This window comes from Acinetobacter pragensis, assembly GCF_001605895.1.
GTDB classification, from domain to species: Bacteria; Pseudomonadota; Gammaproteobacteria; order Pseudomonadales; family Moraxellaceae; genus Acinetobacter; species Acinetobacter pragensis.
The window spans coordinates 1-18,897 of sequence record NZ_LUAW01000040.1; the positions used below are offsets into that span (position 1 = coordinate 1).

Below are 18,897 nucleotides of genomic sequence, written 5' to 3' on the forward strand. Positions count from 1 at the left end.
AGGTAAAAAGATATCTCTTGATTTTCAAGATATTGAAGTGCGCCGCGTACTTCAGTTGCTAGCAGATTTTACAGACATTAATATGGTGGCTGCGGATTCTGTACAGGGAAATATTACACTGCGTTTAAAAGATGTACCTTGGGATCAAGCGCTGGATATCGTCTTAAAAACGAAGAATCTTGATAAACGGCGTAATGGCAACGTGATTTGGATTGCGCCAGTTTCTGAGCTGATTAAGGCAGAAGAAGAAGAAGCTAAAGCGATCGCTCAAAGTGTTAAAATGGCGCCGTTGCAAACGGAATATATTCAATTGAATTATGCAAAGGCTACTGATATTGAAAAATTAATTACGGAAGGACGTAATTCAAAAAACAATAATTCGAATAATCAAAATTCAAACAATAGTGCAAGCCTTAATACAGATCCTCTTGGTGGGAGTGTCGGTAGTCTGTTGAGCCCGCGCGGCACTGTATCTATAGATCCTCGCACTAATACACTTATTCTTAATGATACGTCACAGAAAATTGATCAGATTCGTAAAATGATTGACTTACTGGATGTCTCTGTTAAACAGGTAATGGTCGAAGCGCGTATTGTTCGAGCGACTACTGACTTTACTAAAGAGATGGGGGTGAAATGGGGGATTCTTTCTCAAGGGGTAAATAATAATAATAGTTTGCTGGTGGGTGGTAGCGATACGACTTTATGGGATTTAAGAACTCCTGATGACGATGGAAAGTATACCATTCAGCGACCTGATAATTTAAATGTCGATTTAGGTGTCACTACGGCTGGTGCTAGCAGTATTGCATTTGGTTTAATTAGTTTGTCTGATTTTATGCTGGATCTTGAGCTGTCTGCTTTGCAAGCAGATGGTTTTGGTGAGGTAATTTCGACACCGAAAGTACTTACAGCTGATAAGCAAAAAGCCAAAGTGGCATCTGGTCAAGAGGTTCCTTATACAACTACAACAAATTCAGGCTCTAGTTCTTCTACTGATACCCAGTTTAAAGAAGCCTTATTGAGTCTGGAAGTTACACCTAGCATCACACCTGATGGTAAAGTTCAGATGACATTGAATATTGGGAAAAATTCAATAGCTGGAACGGCACCGAATGGTGAATTAATTTTAAATAAAAATGAAATTAATACAGATGTTTTAGTGAATAATGGTGAAACGGTTGTTTTAGGCGGTATTTTTGAACAAACGACTACAAATACGCAGACAAAAGTTCCTTTCTTAGGCGATCTTCCTTATCTGGGGCGTTTATTCCGTAAAGATGTGAAATCAGATAGTAAGAGTGAGTTGCTAATTTTTGTTACACCTCGAATTGTTAATGACAGTACTGTTAGAAATCATTAATATATTTTGAATTTAACAAAATAAATAGGTGACTCCTTGCCAAGCAAAGAGTTTGAGTCCCTGCCAAATATCTATTTGGTCGGGCCTATGGGGGCTGGGAAAACAACTGTTGGGCGGCATTTAGCCGAATTGTTAGGGCGTGAATTTCTTGACAGTGATCATGAAATTGAACGAAAAACAGGGGCTACAATTCCATGGATCTTTGAAAAAGAAGGTGAATTGGGATTCCGCAGCCGTGAAACAGTTGTGATTGATGAGTTAACTGCACGAAAACAGCTGGTCTTGGCAACAGGCGGCGGTGCGGTAACTCAAGCCCCCAACCGTGATTTTCTAAAAAATCGCGGTATTGTTGTATACCTCTATACTCCTGTCGAAATTCAACTGCAGCGAACCTACCGCGATAAAAACCGACCGCTTCTCCAAGTTGAAAACCCAGAAAAAAAATTGAAAGACTTGCTTGATGTCCGTGATCCACTTTATCGTGAAGTGGCGCATCATATTATTGAAACGAATCAAGGGGCCGCGCGCGATTTGGCGCAAAAAATCCTAAATTTGATTATTTCTCACAATATTCCAAAGTAAAGATACTGGTTGAAGTCATGCAAACCCTCCATGTTGAACTCGGTGAACGCCGTTATCCTATTTTTATTGGCAATAAGCTTGACCCGCAAGCCTTACTTGAGCCTTATATTCATGGCCGGCAAGTGATGATTGTGACCAATCAAACCGTTGCCCCGCTGTATCTTCAGCATTATCAAAATGCAATCGAAGCGTTAGGCAAGTCTATTGCGGTTTGTACTTTGCCGGACGGTGAAAAATACAAAAATATTAAACACCTGAATTTAATCTTTGATGCATTGCTTGAAGCCGGATTTAATCGAGACTGTACGGTTTTAGCTTTAGGTGGCGGAGTGATTGGTGACATGGCAGGATTCGCTTCTGCATGTTTCCAGCGCGGTGTGTATTTTATTCAAGTGCCGACAACGCTGCTGTCGCAGGTTGACTCAAGCGTAGGCGGTAAAACTGGCATCAATCACCCGCTTGGCAAGAATATGATCGGCGCTTTTCAGCAGCCGCAGGCGGTGCTGGCGGATATGTCCCAGTTAAATACCTTGCCGGAGCGTGAGCTTTCAGCCGGCTTGGCGGAAGTCATTAAGTATGCGCTTTTAGGCGATATTGGCTTTCTGGCATGGCTGGAAGAGCATATGGATGGTCTGGTAAAACGGGATTCTGCACTGCTGGCGGAAGCTGTATACCGTTCTTGTGCGCATAAGGCGCGAATTGTCGCGAATGATGAAAAAGAGCAGGGAGAGCGCGCTTTGCTGAATTTGGGCCATACCTTTGGCCACGCGATTGAATCATATTTGGGCTATGGCGTGTGGCTGCACGGTGAAGCGGTGGCAACCGGCATGGTGATGGCTGCGGATTTATCCCATCGCTTGGGCTGGATTGCTGCTGAAGATTTGGAACGTACAAAAAAAATCATTTTGCGCGCCAATTTACCGATAAGATGCCCTAAAATTCCCCTCGACGAATTCTTGGCTTATATGTCGCATGACAAGAAAGTGCTGAATGGGCAGCTTCGTCTGGTCTTGATGAAGCAATTGGGTCAAGCGGTTATCACCAAAGAGTTTGATACAGAATTGATGCAGCAGGCAATTCTGGCAAATATGCAGTAGTTTAGAAGGAATAATATCGTGGCTCTCCGTACACATTGGCAGCAGATACAGAATTATATTTGGCTTGTGTTCGGGGGCGCCTGTCTGTTTTTTGCCTTGATTTTTTGGGCGGTTACAGACACTAAAGAGCTGGTTGAAGTTGAGAAAAAAGCAGAAACAGAAGTGGAGCTGCAAATTCAGCCTGAAAAAGTATCAGCAATGAACCATCTTGGTGCGTTATTTGATGAGGTTAAGCCTCTGGATATGACGACACGGGCCGTCGCCACAGCGCAGCATGAATCGGAGTTCCGCGGGACGAAGTTTGTGAATGAACAGAAAAAGGCCTATGCGATTGAGCTATTCCGTGTGTCTGATGAGGCTATCTTAAAGAGTTTCTTAAAAAAACATCCAGATCGTAGCAATTTTCTTTATTTGAGGCTTACGGGTGAGGATCATGCAGAGCAATATGTCTTGCTGTATGGAACTTACCGCAATTCCAGCGATGCCAAACAGGCATTGGCTGATTTGAAGGTGACGCTGCCGGCATCTGTTAAGCCCGTGGCTGTTCAAATTGAGCAATATCAGCCTTTTGTGAATGATCTGGGTTCTGATGAACTCAAGGCGAGCAGTAAGCTGTATGCTGTTAATTTAAAAACTGCGCCGCTGCCGAAAATTGACGAAGCGCAAATTGCAGCAAAACGCGCTGAAGTTCAGGCGCAGCAGGCTGCTGCCGCTAAAGCTGCGGCGACAACAACCACGACAGTTACCCGCCGTGATGCAGACGGCAATGTGGTGAATGTGCAGCAGTCACAAAGCAATGCGGATACGGCGCATTCTAAAACGGCAGCACCACAGCAAGAAGTCACAGACCCTTTTAATTAGCAGTTCTAAAATGGCGCATTTTGAAGGAATAAAAATCTTAAAATGCGCCTTTCTAGTGCAATAGTGCATAAAAATAATACACCCTTTGTTCTTTTTATAATTTAATCTTTTTTAAATCAGTGGTATTGGTCTGATTTGCATCAAATTGGCATGTTTATTGCTTTAATGGTGCGTGAGTTGAATTAATCTCCCTATTTTGGCGCGAAAATGATTCGATGAGTGTGCGATACAGTCATGCTGGCAGGCTGAGTAAGGACTGAAGCAATTTGTTTCTTGATGTTCATGCATTAAAGGTAAATTCGGTTTATCTTAAGGATGCGGAAAAAGGAAATCATTTTGCCCGGCATCACAATTCATGTGAGTGGATTAAGACTAAATCGCAAAAAGAAATTAGATTGTTAGTGGCTCGAAAGAGCAGTGTAAAAAGAAGGGTACGCTATGCACATGCCATCGCCTAATACTGTAGCTCCCGCTCAAGGTTTATACCAACCGGATGAGTTTAAAGATAACTGTGGTTTCGGTTTAATTGCCCATATGCAGGGTGATGCAAGCCATGATCTATTAAAAACCGCTATTCACAGCCTCAGCTGTATGACCCACCGCGGCGGTATTGCTGCCGACGGAAAAACTGGGGATGGCTGCGGCCTGCTTTTGGCAATGCCAAAGCAGTTTTTCCGTGAAGAAGCGAAGAAGATCAGTGATACGACCTTAAGCGAAATTTTCGCTGTCGGTACGGTTTTCCTGAACTTGGATCCAGCGATTGCCGCACACTCAAAAGAAATTTTAACGAAAGAAATTGAAGCTGAAGGCTGCAAAGTTCTAGGCTGGCGTATTGTGCCGACCAATAATGACGCTTTGGGTTCAATTGCGATGCAGTCATTGCCAGGGTTTGAGCAGATCATTGTGAACTGCCCGATGGGTGTGTCTGAAGTCGAATTCAACCGTAAGCTGGTCATGGCGCGCCGCCGTGCAGAAGAACAGCTGACCGCTGACCCATATTTTTATGTGACAACTTTGTGCTCAACTGTGATCAGCTATAAAGGCCTGATGATGCCTGCATATATTGCAGACTTCTATACAGACTTGGCTGATGAGCGCTTGGAATCGCATATTGTGGTTTTCCATCAGCGTTTCTCTACCAATACTTTGCCGCGCTGGCCTTTGGCGCAGCCATTCCGCTATCTTGCACATAACGGTGAAATCAATACCATTACCGCTAACCGCAACTGGGCGATGGCGCGTACACCAAAATTTGAAAACCCATTATTGCCGGGCATTACTGAGCTGAATCCAATTGTGAACCGTACGGGTTCGGATTCTTCAAGCATGGACAACATGCTTGAATTGCTGGTTGGCGGCGGCATGGACCTATTCCGCGCACTGCGCATGCTGGTTCCGCCTGCTTGGCAGAACGTTGAAACTTTAGATGCGGATTTACGCGCATTCTATGAGTTCAACTCTAAGCATATGGAAGCTTGGGATGGCCCTGCGGGTCTGGTGATCCAAGACGGCCGTCATGCGATCTGCATGCTTGACCGTAACGGCTTGCGTCCTGCGCGCTGGGTGATTACTAAAAATGGCTACATTACCTTGGCGTCTGAAATTGGCGTATGGGGCTATGAACCAGAAGATGTCGTGTCTAAAGGCCGTGTAGGTCCGGGCCAGATCCTCGTGATTGATACGCATACAGGTAAAATGCTGGATACCAATGATGTCAGCAATCACTTGAAACGCATGCGTCCGTACCGTCAGTGGCTGCGTGAAAACTCTGTGCGCATTCAAGGCAGCCCAGAGCTTGAAGAATACCTATGTGATCAAGGCTTGAAAGGCGATGACCTGAAAGCTGCGCAAAAAATGTTCTTAGTGACATTTGAAGAGCGTGATCAGCTGCTTCGCCCAATCGCGGAAAGCGGTCAGGAAGCTGTAGGTTCAATGGGTGACGATACGCCAATGGCGGTATTATCCCGTCAAGTGCGCCATGTATCCGACTATTTCCGTCAGCAGTTTGCACAGGTAACAAACCCGCCCATCGATCCATTGCGTGAATCAATCGTGATGTCGTTGGAAACGTGTTTTGGCCGTGAGCAAAATGTATTTGAGCAAAGTCCAGAACATGCAGACCGCTTGATCGTTTCAAGCCCAGTCCTGTCTAACTCTAAAATGCATCAGATCCGCACCATTGGCCGTAAAGGCTATGAAATTGCCGATATCGATCTGAACTATGCCGCAGAAGAAGGCTTAGAAGCGGCAATTGCGCGTATCTGTGAAGAAGCCGCGGCTGCCATCCGTGCAGGCAAAACCTTATTGGTGCTGTCTGACCGCAAGATCCGCCAAGGCTGCTTGCCGGCAAACGCATTAATGGCGACGGGTGCAGTTCATCATTATTTAATTAATGCCGGCCTGCGTACTGATGCCAACATTATTGTTGAAACAGCATTGGCGCGCGATGCGCACCAATTTGCGGTCATTCTTGGTTTTGGCGCAACTGCGATCTACCCATACTTGGCGTATGATGTGATCAATGACCTGATTGCGAAAGGCGAGCTTTTGGGCGACCCAATCCATGCGCAAGCGAACTTCCGTAAAGGGATCGAGAAAGGCTTGTTGAAAGTGCTTTCTAAAATGGGTATCTCTACAGTAGCTTCTTACCGCGGCGGTCAATTGTTTGAAGCTGTTGGCCTGTCGGATGAGGTTGTTGCGAAATGCTTTACAGGCGTGCCAAGCCGCATCAAAGGCGCGACATTTGCAGACCTTGAAAATGACTTGAAAAAATTGGCGGATTTGGCGTGGAAAACACGTAAGCCAATCGACCAAGGCGGTATGCTGAAATTCGTATTCGACAAGGAATACCATGCATTTAATCCGGACGTGATTAATGCGCTGCATAAATCTGTGCGTTCCGGCAATTATGCAGACTTTAAAGAATACGCGAATTTAGTGAATAACCGCCCGATCGCGACGATTCGTGATTTATTAAAATTAAAAACTGATAATTCAATTGCTTTAGAGCTAGTTGAAACAGTTGAAGAAATTCTACCGCGTTTTGACTCTGCAGGCATGTCTTTAGGCGCGCTGTCTCCAGAGGCGCATGAAGCGATAGCAATTGCAATGAATACGATTGGCGGCCGTTCAAACTCAGGTGAGGGCGGTGAAGATCCAGCGCGTTACGGAACAATCCGCAACTCGAAAATCAAACAAATTGCATCTGGCCGTTTTGGTGTAACTCCTGCATATCTAACCTCTGCGGAAGTGCTTCAAATTAAAGTGGCTCAGGGTGCAAAACCGGGTGAAGGTGGGCAGTTGCCGGGCGGTAAAGTGAACGGCTTAATTGCGCGTTTACGTTACTCTGTACCGGGCGTGACGCTAATTTCGCCGCCGCCGCATCACGATATCTACTCAATCGAAGATTTATCACAGTTAATCTTTGACTTGAAGCAAGTTAACCCACAGGCGATGGTGTCAGTTAAACTTGTTTCTGAGCCGGGTGTCGGGACAATTGCGGCTGGTGTTGCGAAAGCTTACGCTGACTTCATTACCATTTCTGGCTATGACGGCGGTACAGCGGCTTCTCCACTTTCTTCAATTCACCATGCGGGTTCGCCTTGGGAATTGGGCTTGTCTGAAGCGCATCAGGCGCTTCGTGTGAATGACCTGCGCGGTAAAGTCCGCGTGCAAACCGACGGCGGTTTAAAAACCGGCCTGGATGTTGTAAAAGCGGCGATTTTGGGTGCTGAAAGCTTCGGTTTTGGTTCAACGCCAATGATCGCATTGGGCTGTAAATACCTGCGTATTTGCCACTTGAACAACTGCGCAACGGGTGTTGCGACTCAGCAGGATCATTTGCGTCAAGAGCATTACATTGGCGAACCTGAAATGCTGATCAACTTCTTCCACTTTATTGCGGAAGAAACACGTGAATGGCTGGCAGCGTTAGGTGTATCAAGCTTAAAAGATTTGATTGGACGCACCGATTTGCTGGAAATGCTGCCGGGTGAAACTGAAAAGCATGCGCATTTAGACTTAAGCGCATTGCTGGAATCGCATCCAGCTGCAGACGGCAAAGCGCAATATTGCCAAGTTCAAGGCAATGCGCCGTTTGACAAAGGCGTATTGGCAGAAAAAATGGTTGCAGAAATGCTTCCAGCCATTGAAGCGGGCACCAGCGGTGAATACAGCTTTACGGTTGGGAACTGTGACCGTTCAATCGGCGCGCGTATTTCAGGTGAAATTGCGAAACGCTACGGCAACTTGAGCATGGAAGCGCATCCAGTCAAAATGCATTTGAAGGGTACTGCAGGCCAGTCGCTCGGTGTGTGGAATGCCGGCGGCTTGCATATCAGCCTGGAAGGCGATGCAAACGATTACGTGGGTAAAGGCATGGCTGGCGGCCGAATTTCGATCTTCCCGCCTAAAGGTTCGCCTTTCCAAACCCAAAATACAGCTATTATCGGCAACACTTGCTTATATGGCGCCACGGGCGGCAGATTGTATGCAGCCGGTACTGCAGGCGAACGTTTTGCCGTGCGGAACTCTGGCGCATTTGCGGTGATTGAAGGCGCGGGCGACCACTGCTGTGAATATATGACTGGCGGCATTGTGACGGTTCTTGGTAAAGTAGGCCATAACTTCGGGGCAGGCATGACTGGCGGTTTTGCTTATGTGCTTGATTTGGATAACGACTTCGTTGACCATTACAACCATGAGCTGATCGAGTTGAACCGTATTTCTACAGAAGCGATGGAAGAACACACAGAGTTCCTTTGCCGCATCTTGGATGAGCATATTAAAGAAACTGGTAGTGCTTGGGCGTATAAGATCCGCCATGAGTTTGATTTCTACAGCCGTAAATTCTGGCTGGTGAAACCCAAAGCTGCGAATTTGCAGACTTTGCTGAAAACAACTCAAGCAGATCCACAATAAATCCATTACTCATATATTAGGTAGGTGTGGATAACTTTCGACTTATACACAAAATGTTGAAGTTGTCCGCGCTCACCCACGGAGAGAGACATGGCAGAGCGCCTAAATAATGACTTTCAATTTCTGGATGTAGCACGCCAAGATCCAGAGAAAAAAGATCTCACTGTCCGCAAAGCTGAGTTTGTGGAAATTTATAAACCATTTACAGCAGAAATTGCGGCCAACCAAACACACCGCTGTTTGGGCTGCGGCAATCCATACTGTGAATGGAAATGCCCTGTGCACAACTATATTCCGAACTGGCTGAAACTGATTGCGGAAGGCCGCATTTTCCAAGCGGCTGAACTGTGCCATCAAACCAATACCTTGCCGGAAGTTTGCGGCCGTGTATGCCCGCAAGACCGCTTGTGTGAAGGCGCTTGTACTTTAAATGACGGTTTTGGCGCAGTCACCATTGGCAATGCAGAGAAATATATCAACGATACCGCTTTTGCTTTAGGCTGGCGTCCAGATATGTCATCGGTCAAATGGACCGATAAAAAAGTGGCGATTGTCGGCGCGGGCCCTGCAGGCTTGGGCTGTGCGGATATTCTTGTACGCAACGGCGTTAAGCCGGTTGTCTTTGACAAGCGCCCTGAAATTGGCGGCCTGCTGACGTTCGGTATTCCAGAATTTAAAATGGAAAAAGACGTAATGAAACGCCGCCGTGAAATTTTCGCGGGAATGGGCGTGGAATTCCGCTTAAACACTGAAATCGGTACAGACGTCACGATCGATCAGCTTTTGTCGGACTACGATGCCGTATTCATGGGTATGGGAACATATACCTACATGAAAGGCGGTTTTGCCGGCGAAGAGCTGGATGGTGTTGTGGATGCGCTGGATTTCTTGATTGCGAATGTCAACCGTACGCAAGGCTGGGAAAAAGACGCGTCTGAATACATTAGCGTAGAAGGCAAAAAAGTGATTGTGCTGGGCGGCGGCGATACGGCAATGGACTGCAACCGTACATCCATCCGTCAAGGCGCTGAGTCTGTAGTGTGCGCTTACCGCCGTGACGAAGAAAATATGCCGGGTTCACGCCGTGAAGTAAAAAATGCGCGTGAAGAAGGTGTTGAATTCCAGTTTAACCGTCAGCCAATTGAAATTGTAGGTGCAAACGGTAAAGTCACTGGCGTTAAATTTGTAACGACTCAATTGAGTGAGCCAGACAGCCGTGGCCGCCGTAGCCCAGAGCCAATTCCAGGTTCTGAGGAAGTGCTTCCTGCGGATGCCGTGCTTTTGGCCTTCGGTTTCCGTACCAGCCCAGCAGACTGGTTTAATGATGTAAAAATTAATTTGGATGGTTCAGGGCGCGTTGTGGCGGCAGAACAGCAAGAATTTAAATTCCAGACATCAAATCCAAAAATCTTTGCCGGCGGCGATATGGTGCGCGGTTCTGACTTGGTGGTGACCGCCATTTGGGAAGGCCGTCAAGCTGCTGAAGGCATCTTGGATTACTTAGATATTTAAGTATTTATGATGCTGTAAAAAAAAACCCGCTTCGGCGGGTTTTTTAATGCACTTGATTTGCCTCTAATGACAAGAACCCAGTTTTTACGGATAAATCTGCAAAATTATTGTAAGACAGATTCGAAAAATGAATGATTTTGCAAATGGGCTAAGCATTATTGCCATGTGTGCCTTTAAAATTCCTGTCCATACTGAGCCTCTGTATTTTAGGTAAGAGATACTTAGATGACACAAGTGACGGCAGAAAAATCATATCAAAATCGTCCGAAAGCCATTGGCATTACTGTGCGCAGGCCGCAATTCAATCCCAAGGTGATCCGCCGGCATTATTTTGCCAATTCTCCGGTGATGTCGCACTTATTGACGGCCTTGTCTTCGACATTTCCAATCGGCGAGCAGTTTTTTGTGCACAGCGTACGCAATGTGCGTGACCAAGTGAAGGATGAGCGGCTGCAGGCGCAAATCGCTGCATTTATTGGGCAAGAGGCCATGCATTCAAAAGCGCATGCAGATTTTAATGATGCGTGGCGCAGAGATAATTATAATCTAGACCGTTTTCAAGCCTGGTTGGGCCGTAAGGATGATTATGTCAAAAATTTGCATCCTAAAATTCAGCTGGCAATCACCTGTGCTTTTGAGCATTTCACCGCATTATTGGGCGGATATATCCTGCGCCATCCCGAAGTGCTGAGTACGTTGGATGAGGATGCTGTGAAATTGTGGGTCTGGCATGCGATTGAAGAGATCGAGCATCGATCAGTCGCCTTTGATGTTTATCAAGCGGTCTACGGTGATGATAAAATCCGCTGCATGATTATGCGCAGTGTGACCACAGGGTTCGCCAGTTTAACGTTTTATTCGGCCGCCAAACTGTTTATGCAGGATAAGAAAAACAGTCTGCCTAAAGTCGGCGGCAATATTTTTGGCGTCTATTTGCTGGGGAAAATGTTCATGCAGATGATGCCTGAATATTTATCCTATTTTAAAACGGGCTTTCATCCCTCTGACATTGATTACACGGAAATACTGCAATATTGGAAAGCGCGCATGGCGGAAGACTATCAAATTGAGGGTTTTCTGCATGAGGCTAAGCCGGTGCTGCTGAGCTGAAATTGAATCCCGCGTAAAAGCCCAGTTATTGCTGGGCTTTTTATTCGAATGAAAAATCATTAAAAAAAAGATACATAATCTTTGAAAAATACCGATAGAATGAAAAATACTCAAACAAATACAAATAAATACTCGAGGATTAGCCAGATGAACTTGATAAAAAATAGTGCATTGGCCATCGCTTTGGCGAGCACGCTTACCCTGACTGGCTGCGGCTACAATACGCTGCAAGTCAAAGATGAAGCTGTAACGGCGGCATGGTCAGAGGTGCAAAACCAATACCAGCGCCGTGCCGATTTAGTGCCCAATCTGGTCAATGTAGTAAAAGGCTATGCAAAGCACGAAGAGCAAGTTTTAACGGAAGTGACTCAGGCGCGCGCTAATGTTGCAGGCCTGAAAGTCGATAAAGAAGTGCTTGAAGATCCAGCCTTATTCCAAAAATATCAAGAAGCGCAAGCGCAGATGACCAGCGCATTGTCACGTTTGATTGCTGTTTCGGAAAACTATCCGGACTTGAAGGCCAATGAGCAGTTTAAAGATTTGCAGGTGCAGCTCGAAGGAACTGAAAACCGCATTGCGGTAGCACGCAACCGTTACATTACGACCGTGCAGGACTTCAACAGCTATGCGCGCCAGTTCCCGCAAGTGATGACCGCTAAAGTGATCGGCATGGACACAAAGCCAAACTTCAGTGCGGAACAGGGCGCGCAAAATGTGCCGAAGGTTTCATTTGATTAAACATCATCCGTAAACTTATAAGGAATGCTGATGCTGGAATGGTCTAAGCTGCAAAGCACGGCACTAAAAGCCGTAGCAATTCGGCTGCATGTGTTTCTTGCAGTCTGCCTGCTGACGCTAAGCTTGAATGCTTGGAGTGAAACCGCTGTGGCTGATGATGCGGAAATTGCAGCCGCCGGTAAAATTATTCAAGATCAGCAGAAAAGCACACAGGCCAAGCCCACAGCGCAGCAATCCGATGCTGCACAAGCATCAAATCCTGCGCCAGATATCGCCAATGACATGGCGGATGGTGAGTCCATCCGCGGCTTGCCCACCCTGAATGAGCCCGTTGTTGATCAGGCCAATTTACTGAGTCCGGCAGAGAAGCAATCCATTTCTCAGCAGATTTTAAAACTGCATCAATCAGGCAAAGCGCAAATTGGCGTCATTATTGTGCCGACTACGGGGCAGGAAGATATCTTTGGCTTTGCGATGCGGGCAGCAGAGCAATGGAAACTGGGTTCAGCTAAACAAGACAATGGCCTGTTGATGGCGATTGCAGTCAATGATCACCGGATTCAAATTCTGTCCGGTTATGGTTTGGAAGGCGTCTTGCCGGATATTGTGCTGAGCCGCATCATCCGGAATCAAATTACCCCCTATTTTAAGCAAAACCAGTATGCGCAGGGTATTCAGTCTGGCTTGAATGAAATTGAAAAAGTGCTGAATATGGACCCGGAAGTGGCGGCCAAAGCAGCACAGGAATTAAAAGAGCGTCAAGAGCAGGCGCTGCATGAACAGCAAGCCAAAGAAAAAACATTTTCGACGGCTTTAATTATTTTAATTGCTGGCATTATTGGTTCATATGTTGTGGGCAACCGGTTAAGCGCGGCAACCGCAGCCGTTGCTGGTACGGTGGCGGGGTTGGTTAATGGGGCTGGGCTGCTTACCAGTTTGCTGATTGGCGGGGGAATTTTCTTTTTACTGATTACGGCATTGGCGCAAATTATATTTCAAGCGGTTTTATCTGGCGCTGGGCGCGGCGGCGGCCGAGGTTCTGGCGGCGGATTTGGAGGTGGCGGCTATGGCGGCGGCGGTGGCGGTTTTGGCGGGGGGGGCGCATCAGGCTCATGGTAACGAAATCTGAAACAACTGAAATTTTGACACAGCCTAAGCTTGAAGAAGTCACGAAGCCTAGTTTTCAGCGCTGGCTGAAGCATTTTCTTTATATGCCGGCGGCCAAGCGCTATTTCAATAAGCAAGACCAGCAAGCCATCGCTCATGCAGTGGAGCAGGCAGAGCAGGGGCATGTGGGTGAGATTCAAGTGGTCATAGAAGGTCATATTCCGGCCAATCAAGCGTACCATCAAGATACGCGCAGCCGTGCCCAGCAGCTGTTTGCAGAATTAGGAGTATGGGATACCGAATTTAACAGCGGCGTACTGCTGTATTTGAACCTTTGTGAGCGCAAAGTCGAAATTGTCATTGACCGCGGCATTATGAATGCTACAGAGCAGCAGGTTTGGGACGGTATATGTCAAGCGGTCATTGAGCAAATGCAGCATCAGGCTTACCGTTTGGCCATGGTTCAAGGGGTCTTTGAAATTGGCAAAGTGCTGGCTGATTTTTATCAGCACAGCCGTCCGGATATCAAAAATGAATTAGGAAATGCGCCAATCATTTTGGGATAGGTATATAGTTGGGAAAAATGTGACACAAATTGTCACTTTAATGCACAATAAGTGATATAAAAATTACAAAGATACAAAATACTTTTTTAAAGTGCTGTATTTTTTGAAATTTTATTTATAATTAATCTTGGCACAATTAGTGCTATTTATAAAACAAGCTGAACGCTTAATAATTAAATTAATAAACATTTGTGGAGAATGTTATGAAATCAGTTCAAAAGGGTTTTACTCTTATCGAATTAATGATCGTTGTTGCAATTATCGGTATTCTTGCTGCGATTGCGATTCCAGCGTATCAAAACTATACACGTAATTCTTCTGATAAAGCGTGTTTAGGTGAAGCAAAAGCTTATTCTAATGTTGTGTTAGCTGCTTTGTTAGATCCAAATGGGCAAAATGCTGTTCCTGATTCTCCAACTGGTGGTGCATGTGCATCATTCGGTGCTAAGCCAACTGATGTAAGTGGTGGTGAAGTTACTGCTACTATTCGAAATGGTAATAATACAACAGTTACTTGTGATCTTGAGAATGGCGCAACTTGTACTCTTTCTTAATAAACTTAAATTTTAAGAAAAACCACCTTTGAAGGTGGTTTTTCTTTTTTGAGAAAATTATATGGTTCAAACATTTTTATTTATTTTAAGCTTTATTATATTTGGATTTTCTTTTTTAATTCCTTTAGATGCAACAATATGGATGCGTTTTATTGGTGAATATCTAGTTTTTGTTGCCACCCTTTTTCTTTTAATCAGTATTAGTTTTAATAAAATTAAATTACCTAAAATTATTATTTCTCTATTCGTCTGTGCGTGTATTCCATTAATTCAATTTGCATGGGGGCAAATTTATTTATGGACAACTGCCATTGTTAGTTTTTTCTATTTGATTGTTTTTTGTTTTGTAGTTACTGGTGCTTATAGCAGTGAAAGTATAAATAAATCAAAATTGATGACTTTTTTGTGTATCACTTTTGTAGTCAGTGGTTGCGTCAGTACTGTTATGGCGTGTAGCCAATGGTTAAATTTTTATATTCAGTACTTACCGACATTAGAGCTTTCTGGTAGTAGACCATTTGCAAACTTTGGTCAGCCTAATCATTTATCTACGTTTTTATTCATGGCATTGGTTTCTGTTTGGTATTTATATGAAACAAACCGACTTAAGTCTTATTTTTCATATTTAATTGGCTTATTCTTAATTTTTGGAATTGCTTTAACTCAGTCTAGAACAGCTTGGGTAGTATGTTTGTTTATTGCCTTTTTCTATTTTCTAATTAAAACTCGTGCCCAATTAAAATTAAATACCTTGGGCTTTGGTAGTCTTTTTGCTAGCTATATAGTTTTCATCAGTATATTACCTCCACTAACTAAAATTTTAGAGCAATTATTTCAGCTTGATTTAACTCAAACTAGAGATATCGTTAGTCGTGCGAGCAGTGGCCATGAACGGCTATCACTTTGGCAGCAAAGCTTGGACTTGATTTTACTTCAGCCTTGGCAGGGTTATGGCTGGAATCAGGTAGGTGTCAGTATTGTTGAAAATATTGATAAATTTTACTGGGGACTTTGGTATACAAGTTCACATAATATTGTTTTAGATATTTTCTTATGGGTTGGTATTCCATTAGGTATATTAATTTTAGCTTATATCTGCTGGCTATTATATATATTATTGATTAATGCGAAAAGTAAAGAAGCCTATTTATCATTAATGATGATGTTGCCTATAATAGTACATTCTTTTTTAGAATATCCTTTATCTTATTCTTATTTTTTATTTCCCTTAGGTTTATTGTTAGGAATAGCATTAGCAGATATAAAGTATTTAAAATTTTTTGAATTAAATAAAATATTTAACTCTATTTTATTATTGATTTATGCTACATGTTTAGCCGTAGTTTGGCAGGAATATGTAAACTCTCTTGCAGATCAGTCAAAGGCAAAAATTTTAGCTTTAGAACGAATGGTAAAAAAAGAAGCAGGCTTTCTTAAAATTGAAAATCATTATTATTTACTAACAAGTTTGGAATATCATGCTATATGGGTAGCCTTGGATGTTAAAAATAAATATTCAGTAGATGAGTTAAACAAATTTGAAAGCTTTGTTAAATCGAATCCATCTAAGTATAATTTATTAAAATTAACTCAAATTTATTTGGGGAATGGATATTATGCAAAAGCGAATCTCTATCTGCATATTTTTAATATTTTATATAAGAGAAACGATAAAATTGAGGATGTGATGAAAAATATAAATTAATTTGTATATTTAAAGGTCAGCGTCAATGAAAACTGTCATTAAATGTTAATAAATGACATTTTAGATGAATTATTTTTAATTCAATTAAAGTGTTGAAATATTTTAAATTTATTGTTTGGTGTGGAATTTGCTTTCTATTTAGTATGTAGGGGAATTCAATGCAAAAATACAGTGGCTTCACATTAATTGAATTAATGATAGTTGTTGCGATTTTAGGTGTCTTGATAGCTATTGCATTGCCAGTCTATCACCATCAGGCAGCGACAGCATCGACAAAAGCTTGTATGTATGAGGCAAAAAGTTACAGTAATTCAGTCGCATATGCGTTGTATGATCAAGATTATTCTACTAATCCTATTGCGCCGGTTATTAAAGCTTGTGAGACGATTACTGATGCTTCAGGCTGGACATTAGATACAATGCAAAAAGTGATAGCTACGGCTAAATTGCCAAGTAAGGCAAAAATTGAGTGTAACCTTCCTGAAGGTGTACCGTGTAAGGCTTTACCTTGAAAAATATAATTATGTTTATTGCTGTCTATTTTGGGAAGGTGTATGTCTAAGCGTGTTAGGTTTTTTTCTATTCATTTTTTATTTTCTGTATTAATTATACTAATAGCAAGTGCTATCATTTTTGGGTTATGGTACCCAGCACCTTTAGATAAAGCTTTAGGTGTAATTCCGCTATTTTTAATGTTGATTTTAATTGATATAGTAATAGGGCCTTTATTTGGTTGGCTAGTGTATAAAGAAGGCAAAAAAACATTAAAATTTGATATTTCATTTGTAATTCTTTTACAAATTTGTGCTTTTAGCTATGGTTTTTATACAATTGCTCAGGGACGCCCGGTATGGATTGTTTATGATTCTTCATCATTTATTATTGTAAAAAATAGTGATATTAATTGGCAAGATAGTAATTTATTCAAGAGTGAATTTAGTAAAGCTCCATTATTTGGTCCAAAATTTGTTGCATTAGATTTACAAAAAAAATATATTCAAATAAATAATGGTTCATTGGGTTATGATGAAAATAAGACTATTCGTAATCCATTAAATTATAGCGACTTAATCAAGGCTAAGCAGAAAATGGATGATTTTTCAATACCTTTTTTAGTGCTTGAAAAATATAATGATGCAAAGGACATTCAGAATATTTTAAAAAAATACCCTAAAGCAAACAGATGGGTTGCTTTATCTGCTCCAGTTCAAGATATGGTTGTTCTAATAAATCAAGAAAATGTAGAAGTTGTAGATTTGAAACCGTGGAATTAAGGAAGTATAGTTTAGGTGTATTTTAGAAGATACTAAATTTTTCGGTATCCTCTAAAATATAGAGGTAATTAAATCCGACTCTGAATATAATTTTCAATACCCACAGTTTCAGCCAAATCTAACTGCGTCGTTGCCCAGTCTAGAAACTCTTCTTCTTTCTCTAAAATTTCCTGCACTAAATCACGGGTGACGTAGTCCAGTTGTTCTTCCGCTAAGGCAACCGCCTTTTGAATGGCTTCTATATTTTCTTTAACTTTGCGGACGTCACAATTCAGCACTTCAACCGTATGCTGGCCGATATACAGCTTGCCAAGATGCTGCAGGTTCGGCAGGCCTTCCAAGAATAAAATGCGTTCAATAATTTTGTCCGCGTGCTTCATTTGATGAATGGATTCTTTATATTCGGCAGAACCCAGCTGTTCAATGCCCCAGTCATTGAACATGCGCGAATGCAGAAAATACTGGTTGATTGCAGTTAAATGATGATAAAGCACCTGATTTAACTGATTAATTACATCACGATTGCCTTTCATTGCACTTGCTCCATCAAACAATAGGCCCTAAATACAGGGGCTTAAAAATTATAGTCTTAGAAATATCTTAAACAAGAAGTGCTGTGATAGCGAGTAATTTATTGAACAGCAAATGAAAATCGCAATCAAAAACTATTCAGCCAATGCGCATTTGATGGATTGTACAAAATAAAAACCCGCTTCGAGTCAAAGCGGGGGAGGAGGAATGATCATCAGACCATTGGTTTTATCATTATGATTATACGGTTGAGCTTTAAGATTTTGAGAAAGGTGTAATTATGTTTAAGCGGCAATCGCTAAGCGCGCTGCAATTTGCGATACTTCGTCGCTGATGATTGCGCGGGCTTCTGGCGCACAGCGGCCGCAGCATGTACCTAAGTCGAGCATATCACGCACTTCACGGTAGCTCTCAGCACCGTCAGCAATTGCATCTTTAATGTCTTGATCAGTAATACCGCGGCACAAACAAACGTACATGGATATACAGCCAGAATGTTTAAATAGGATAAGTAATATTATTGATAATTATTATCGTTTGTCAATAAAAATCATTTTAAAAAGCAATGAATGTAATTGGAATATCGAATAAAAAAACACCGCCTGAGCGGAAATTCGAGTATCGCTCGGATTTCCGCGCAAGGGCGGCTCATAATTTATAGGGAAAATATAAAGTTAGAACTTTAATTTTCTTATTTAACTTATTGATTAATAATTACTATGCCGTCCATTTCAACCAAAGCGTCTTTTGGCAGGCTGGCTACACCTAAGGCTGCACGGGCTGGGTAAGGCTGTGCGAAATATTCGCCCATAATTTGATTGACCCCATCCATTGACCTGACGTTAAAGCAGGGTGTAGAAACTACGCTGAAACAGCATGTTCCTGAACTTGCGCGTGTTGTGGATCAGACGGATCACAGCAACACAGAAGGTGCTTATTTTAAATAAGGCCTGTAAACGCTAAAAAGCCTCTCATTC

Annotated in this window: 16 protein-coding genes and 2 pseudogenes; 15 read left to right on the forward strand and 3 right to left on the reverse strand. The window is 42.9% G+C overall.

Features of this window, described 5'->3' with window-relative positions:
- The 14 genes from AZH43_RS15020 to tfpZ form a co-directional block, all read left to right on the forward strand.
- Positions 1-1,363: type IV pilus secretin PilQ (locus AZH43_RS15020; RefSeq protein WP_131796939.1), on the forward strand; the 1,363-nt coding region annotated here is incomplete at its 5' end.
- A gap of 36 nt (positions 1,364-1,399) precedes the next feature.
- Positions 1,400-1,945: a shikimate kinase AroK gene (aroK, locus tag AZH43_RS15025; protein WP_067671245.1), complete on the forward strand. Its 546-nt coding sequence runs from the start codon at positions 1,400-1,402 to the stop codon at positions 1,943-1,945.
- 17 nt (positions 1,946-1,962) lie between these two features.
- Positions 1,963-3,042: a 3-dehydroquinate synthase gene (gene aroB / locus AZH43_RS15030; protein WP_067671248.1), complete on the forward strand. Its 1,080-nt coding sequence runs from the start codon at positions 1,963-1,965 to the stop codon at positions 3,040-3,042.
- Positions 3,043-3,057: 15 nt separating this feature from the next.
- Positions 3,058-3,903: a hypothetical protein gene (locus AZH43_RS15035; protein WP_067671251.1), complete on the forward strand. Its 846-nt coding sequence runs from the start codon at positions 3,058-3,060 to the stop codon at positions 3,901-3,903.
- A gap of 444 nt (positions 3,904-4,347) precedes the next feature.
- Positions 4,348-8,823, forward strand: coding sequence for a glutamate synthase large subunit (gene gltB, locus AZH43_RS15040; RefSeq protein ID WP_171254484.1), 4,476 nt, complete (start codon positions 4,348-4,350; stop codon positions 8,821-8,823).
- 90 nt (positions 8,824-8,913) lie between these two features.
- Entirely contained in the window at positions 8,914-10,335 is a 1,422-nt protein-coding gene (locus AZH43_RS15045; protein WP_067671257.1) for an FAD-dependent oxidoreductase, read from the forward strand.
- A gap of 225 nt (positions 10,336-10,560) precedes the next feature.
- Entirely contained in the window at positions 10,561-11,445 is an 885-nt protein-coding gene (locus AZH43_RS15050; RefSeq protein ID WP_067671265.1) for a metal-dependent hydrolase, read from the forward strand.
- Between the two features lie 147 nt (positions 11,446-11,592).
- Complete coding sequence (locus AZH43_RS15055; protein ID WP_067671268.1) at positions 11,593-12,183, forward strand: LemA family protein; 591 nt, start codon at positions 11,593-11,595, stop codon at positions 12,181-12,183.
- Positions 12,184-12,213: 30 nt separating this feature from the next.
- Positions 12,214-13,302 carry a TPM domain-containing protein gene (locus AZH43_RS15060; RefSeq protein ID WP_171254485.1) on the forward strand — a complete coding sequence of 363 codons (1,089 nt, stop codon included), beginning with the start codon at positions 12,214-12,216 and terminating at the stop codon, positions 13,300-13,302.
- Entirely contained in the window at positions 13,296-13,856 is a 561-nt protein-coding gene (locus AZH43_RS15065; RefSeq protein WP_067671271.1) for a TPM domain-containing protein, read from the forward strand. The genes AZH43_RS15060 and AZH43_RS15065 overlap by 7 nt, the downstream gene beginning before the upstream one ends.
- A gap of 203 nt (positions 13,857-14,059) precedes the next feature.
- Positions 14,060-14,410, forward strand: coding sequence for a prepilin-type N-terminal cleavage/methylation domain-containing protein (locus AZH43_RS19125; protein WP_067671274.1), 351 nt, complete (start codon positions 14,060-14,062; stop codon positions 14,408-14,410).
- Positions 14,411-14,471: 61 nt separating this feature from the next.
- Positions 14,472-16,115 (forward strand): O-antigen ligase family protein, encoded by a 1,644-nt coding sequence (locus AZH43_RS15075; protein ID WP_067671277.1) that lies wholly within the window; start codon positions 14,472-14,474, stop codon positions 16,113-16,115.
- 158 nt (positions 16,116-16,273) lie between these two features.
- Positions 16,274-16,627 (forward strand): type II secretion system protein, encoded by a 354-nt coding sequence (locus AZH43_RS19130; RefSeq protein ID WP_067671280.1) that lies wholly within the window; start codon positions 16,274-16,276, stop codon positions 16,625-16,627.
- Between the two features lie 42 nt (positions 16,628-16,669).
- Positions 16,670-17,389: a TfpX/TfpZ family type IV pilin accessory protein gene (gene tfpZ / locus AZH43_RS15085; protein WP_067671283.1), complete on the forward strand. Its 720-nt coding sequence runs from the start codon at positions 16,670-16,672 to the stop codon at positions 17,387-17,389.
- Between the two features lie 68 nt (positions 17,390-17,457).
- On the opposite strand, the gene bfr is transcribed toward tfpZ, so the two are convergent.
- From bfr to AZH43_RS18220, 3 genes and pseudogenes are all read right to left on the reverse strand, one after another.
- A complete protein-coding gene (bfr, locus tag AZH43_RS15090; RefSeq protein WP_067671286.1) occupies positions 17,458-17,922 on the reverse strand; it encodes a heteropolymeric bacterioferritin subunit Bfr in 465 nt (154 codons plus the stop codon).
- A gap of 282 nt (positions 17,923-18,204) precedes the next feature.
- On the reverse strand, positions 18,205-18,399 hold the full coding sequence (locus AZH43_RS15095; RefSeq protein WP_067671289.1) for a bacterioferritin-associated ferredoxin: 195 nt from the start codon (positions 18,397-18,399) through the stop codon (positions 18,205-18,207).
- A gap of 221 nt (positions 18,400-18,620) precedes the next feature.
- A pseudogene (locus tag AZH43_RS18220) lies at positions 18,621-18,743 on the reverse strand (Rid family hydrolase); the annotation flags it as partial.
- 4 nt (positions 18,744-18,747) lie between these two features.
- Between AZH43_RS18220 and AZH43_RS18225 the strand changes: the two are divergent.
- Positions 18,748-18,867, forward strand: a pseudogene (locus AZH43_RS18225) (Fe-S biogenesis protein NfuA); the annotation flags it as partial.
- Between the last annotated feature and the right edge of the window lie 30 nt (positions 18,868-18,897).

What these genes read in the sequence shown, in the direction of transcription:
- AZH43_RS15075 (WP_067671277.1), top strand. Translation starts at nt 14,472, where the DNA reads ATGGTTCAAACATTTTTATTTATTTTAAGCTTTATTATATTTGGATTT.
- tfpZ (WP_067671283.1), top strand. Translation starts at nt 16,670, where the DNA reads ATGTCTAAGCGTGTTAGGTTTTTTTCTATTCATTTTTTATTTTCTGTA.
- AZH43_RS19125 (WP_067671274.1), top strand. Translation starts at nt 14,060, where the DNA reads ATGAAATCAGTTCAAAAGGGTTTTACTCTTATCGAATTAATGATCGTT.
- AZH43_RS15095 (WP_067671289.1), bottom strand. Translation starts at nt 18,399, where the DNA reads ATGTACGTTTGTTTGTGCCGCGGTATTACTGATCAAGACATTAAAGAT.
- gltB (WP_171254484.1), top strand. Translation starts at nt 4,348, where the DNA reads ATGCCATCGCCTAATACTGTAGCTCCCGCTCAAGGTTTATACCAACCG.
- AZH43_RS15065 (WP_067671271.1), top strand. Translation starts at nt 13,296, where the DNA reads ATGGTAACGAAATCTGAAACAACTGAAATTTTGACACAGCCTAAGCTT.
- AZH43_RS19130 (WP_067671280.1), top strand. Translation starts at nt 16,274, where the DNA reads ATGCAAAAATACAGTGGCTTCACATTAATTGAATTAATGATAGTTGTT.
- AZH43_RS15060 (WP_171254485.1), top strand. Translation starts at nt 12,214, where the DNA reads ATGCTGGAATGGTCTAAGCTGCAAAGCACGGCACTAAAAGCCGTAGCA.
- bfr (WP_067671286.1), bottom strand. Translation starts at nt 17,922, where the DNA reads ATGAAAGGCAATCGTGATGTAATTAATCAGTTAAATCAGGTGCTTTAT.
- aroB (WP_067671248.1), top strand. Translation starts at nt 1,963, where the DNA reads ATGCAAACCCTCCATGTTGAACTCGGTGAACGCCGTTATCCTATTTTT.
- AZH43_RS15045 (WP_067671257.1), top strand. Translation starts at nt 8,914, where the DNA reads ATGGCAGAGCGCCTAAATAATGACTTTCAATTTCTGGATGTAGCACGC.
- AZH43_RS15055 (WP_067671268.1), top strand. Translation starts at nt 11,593, where the DNA reads ATGAACTTGATAAAAAATAGTGCATTGGCCATCGCTTTGGCGAGCACG.
- AZH43_RS15050 (WP_067671265.1), top strand. Translation starts at nt 10,561, where the DNA reads ATGACACAAGTGACGGCAGAAAAATCATATCAAAATCGTCCGAAAGCC.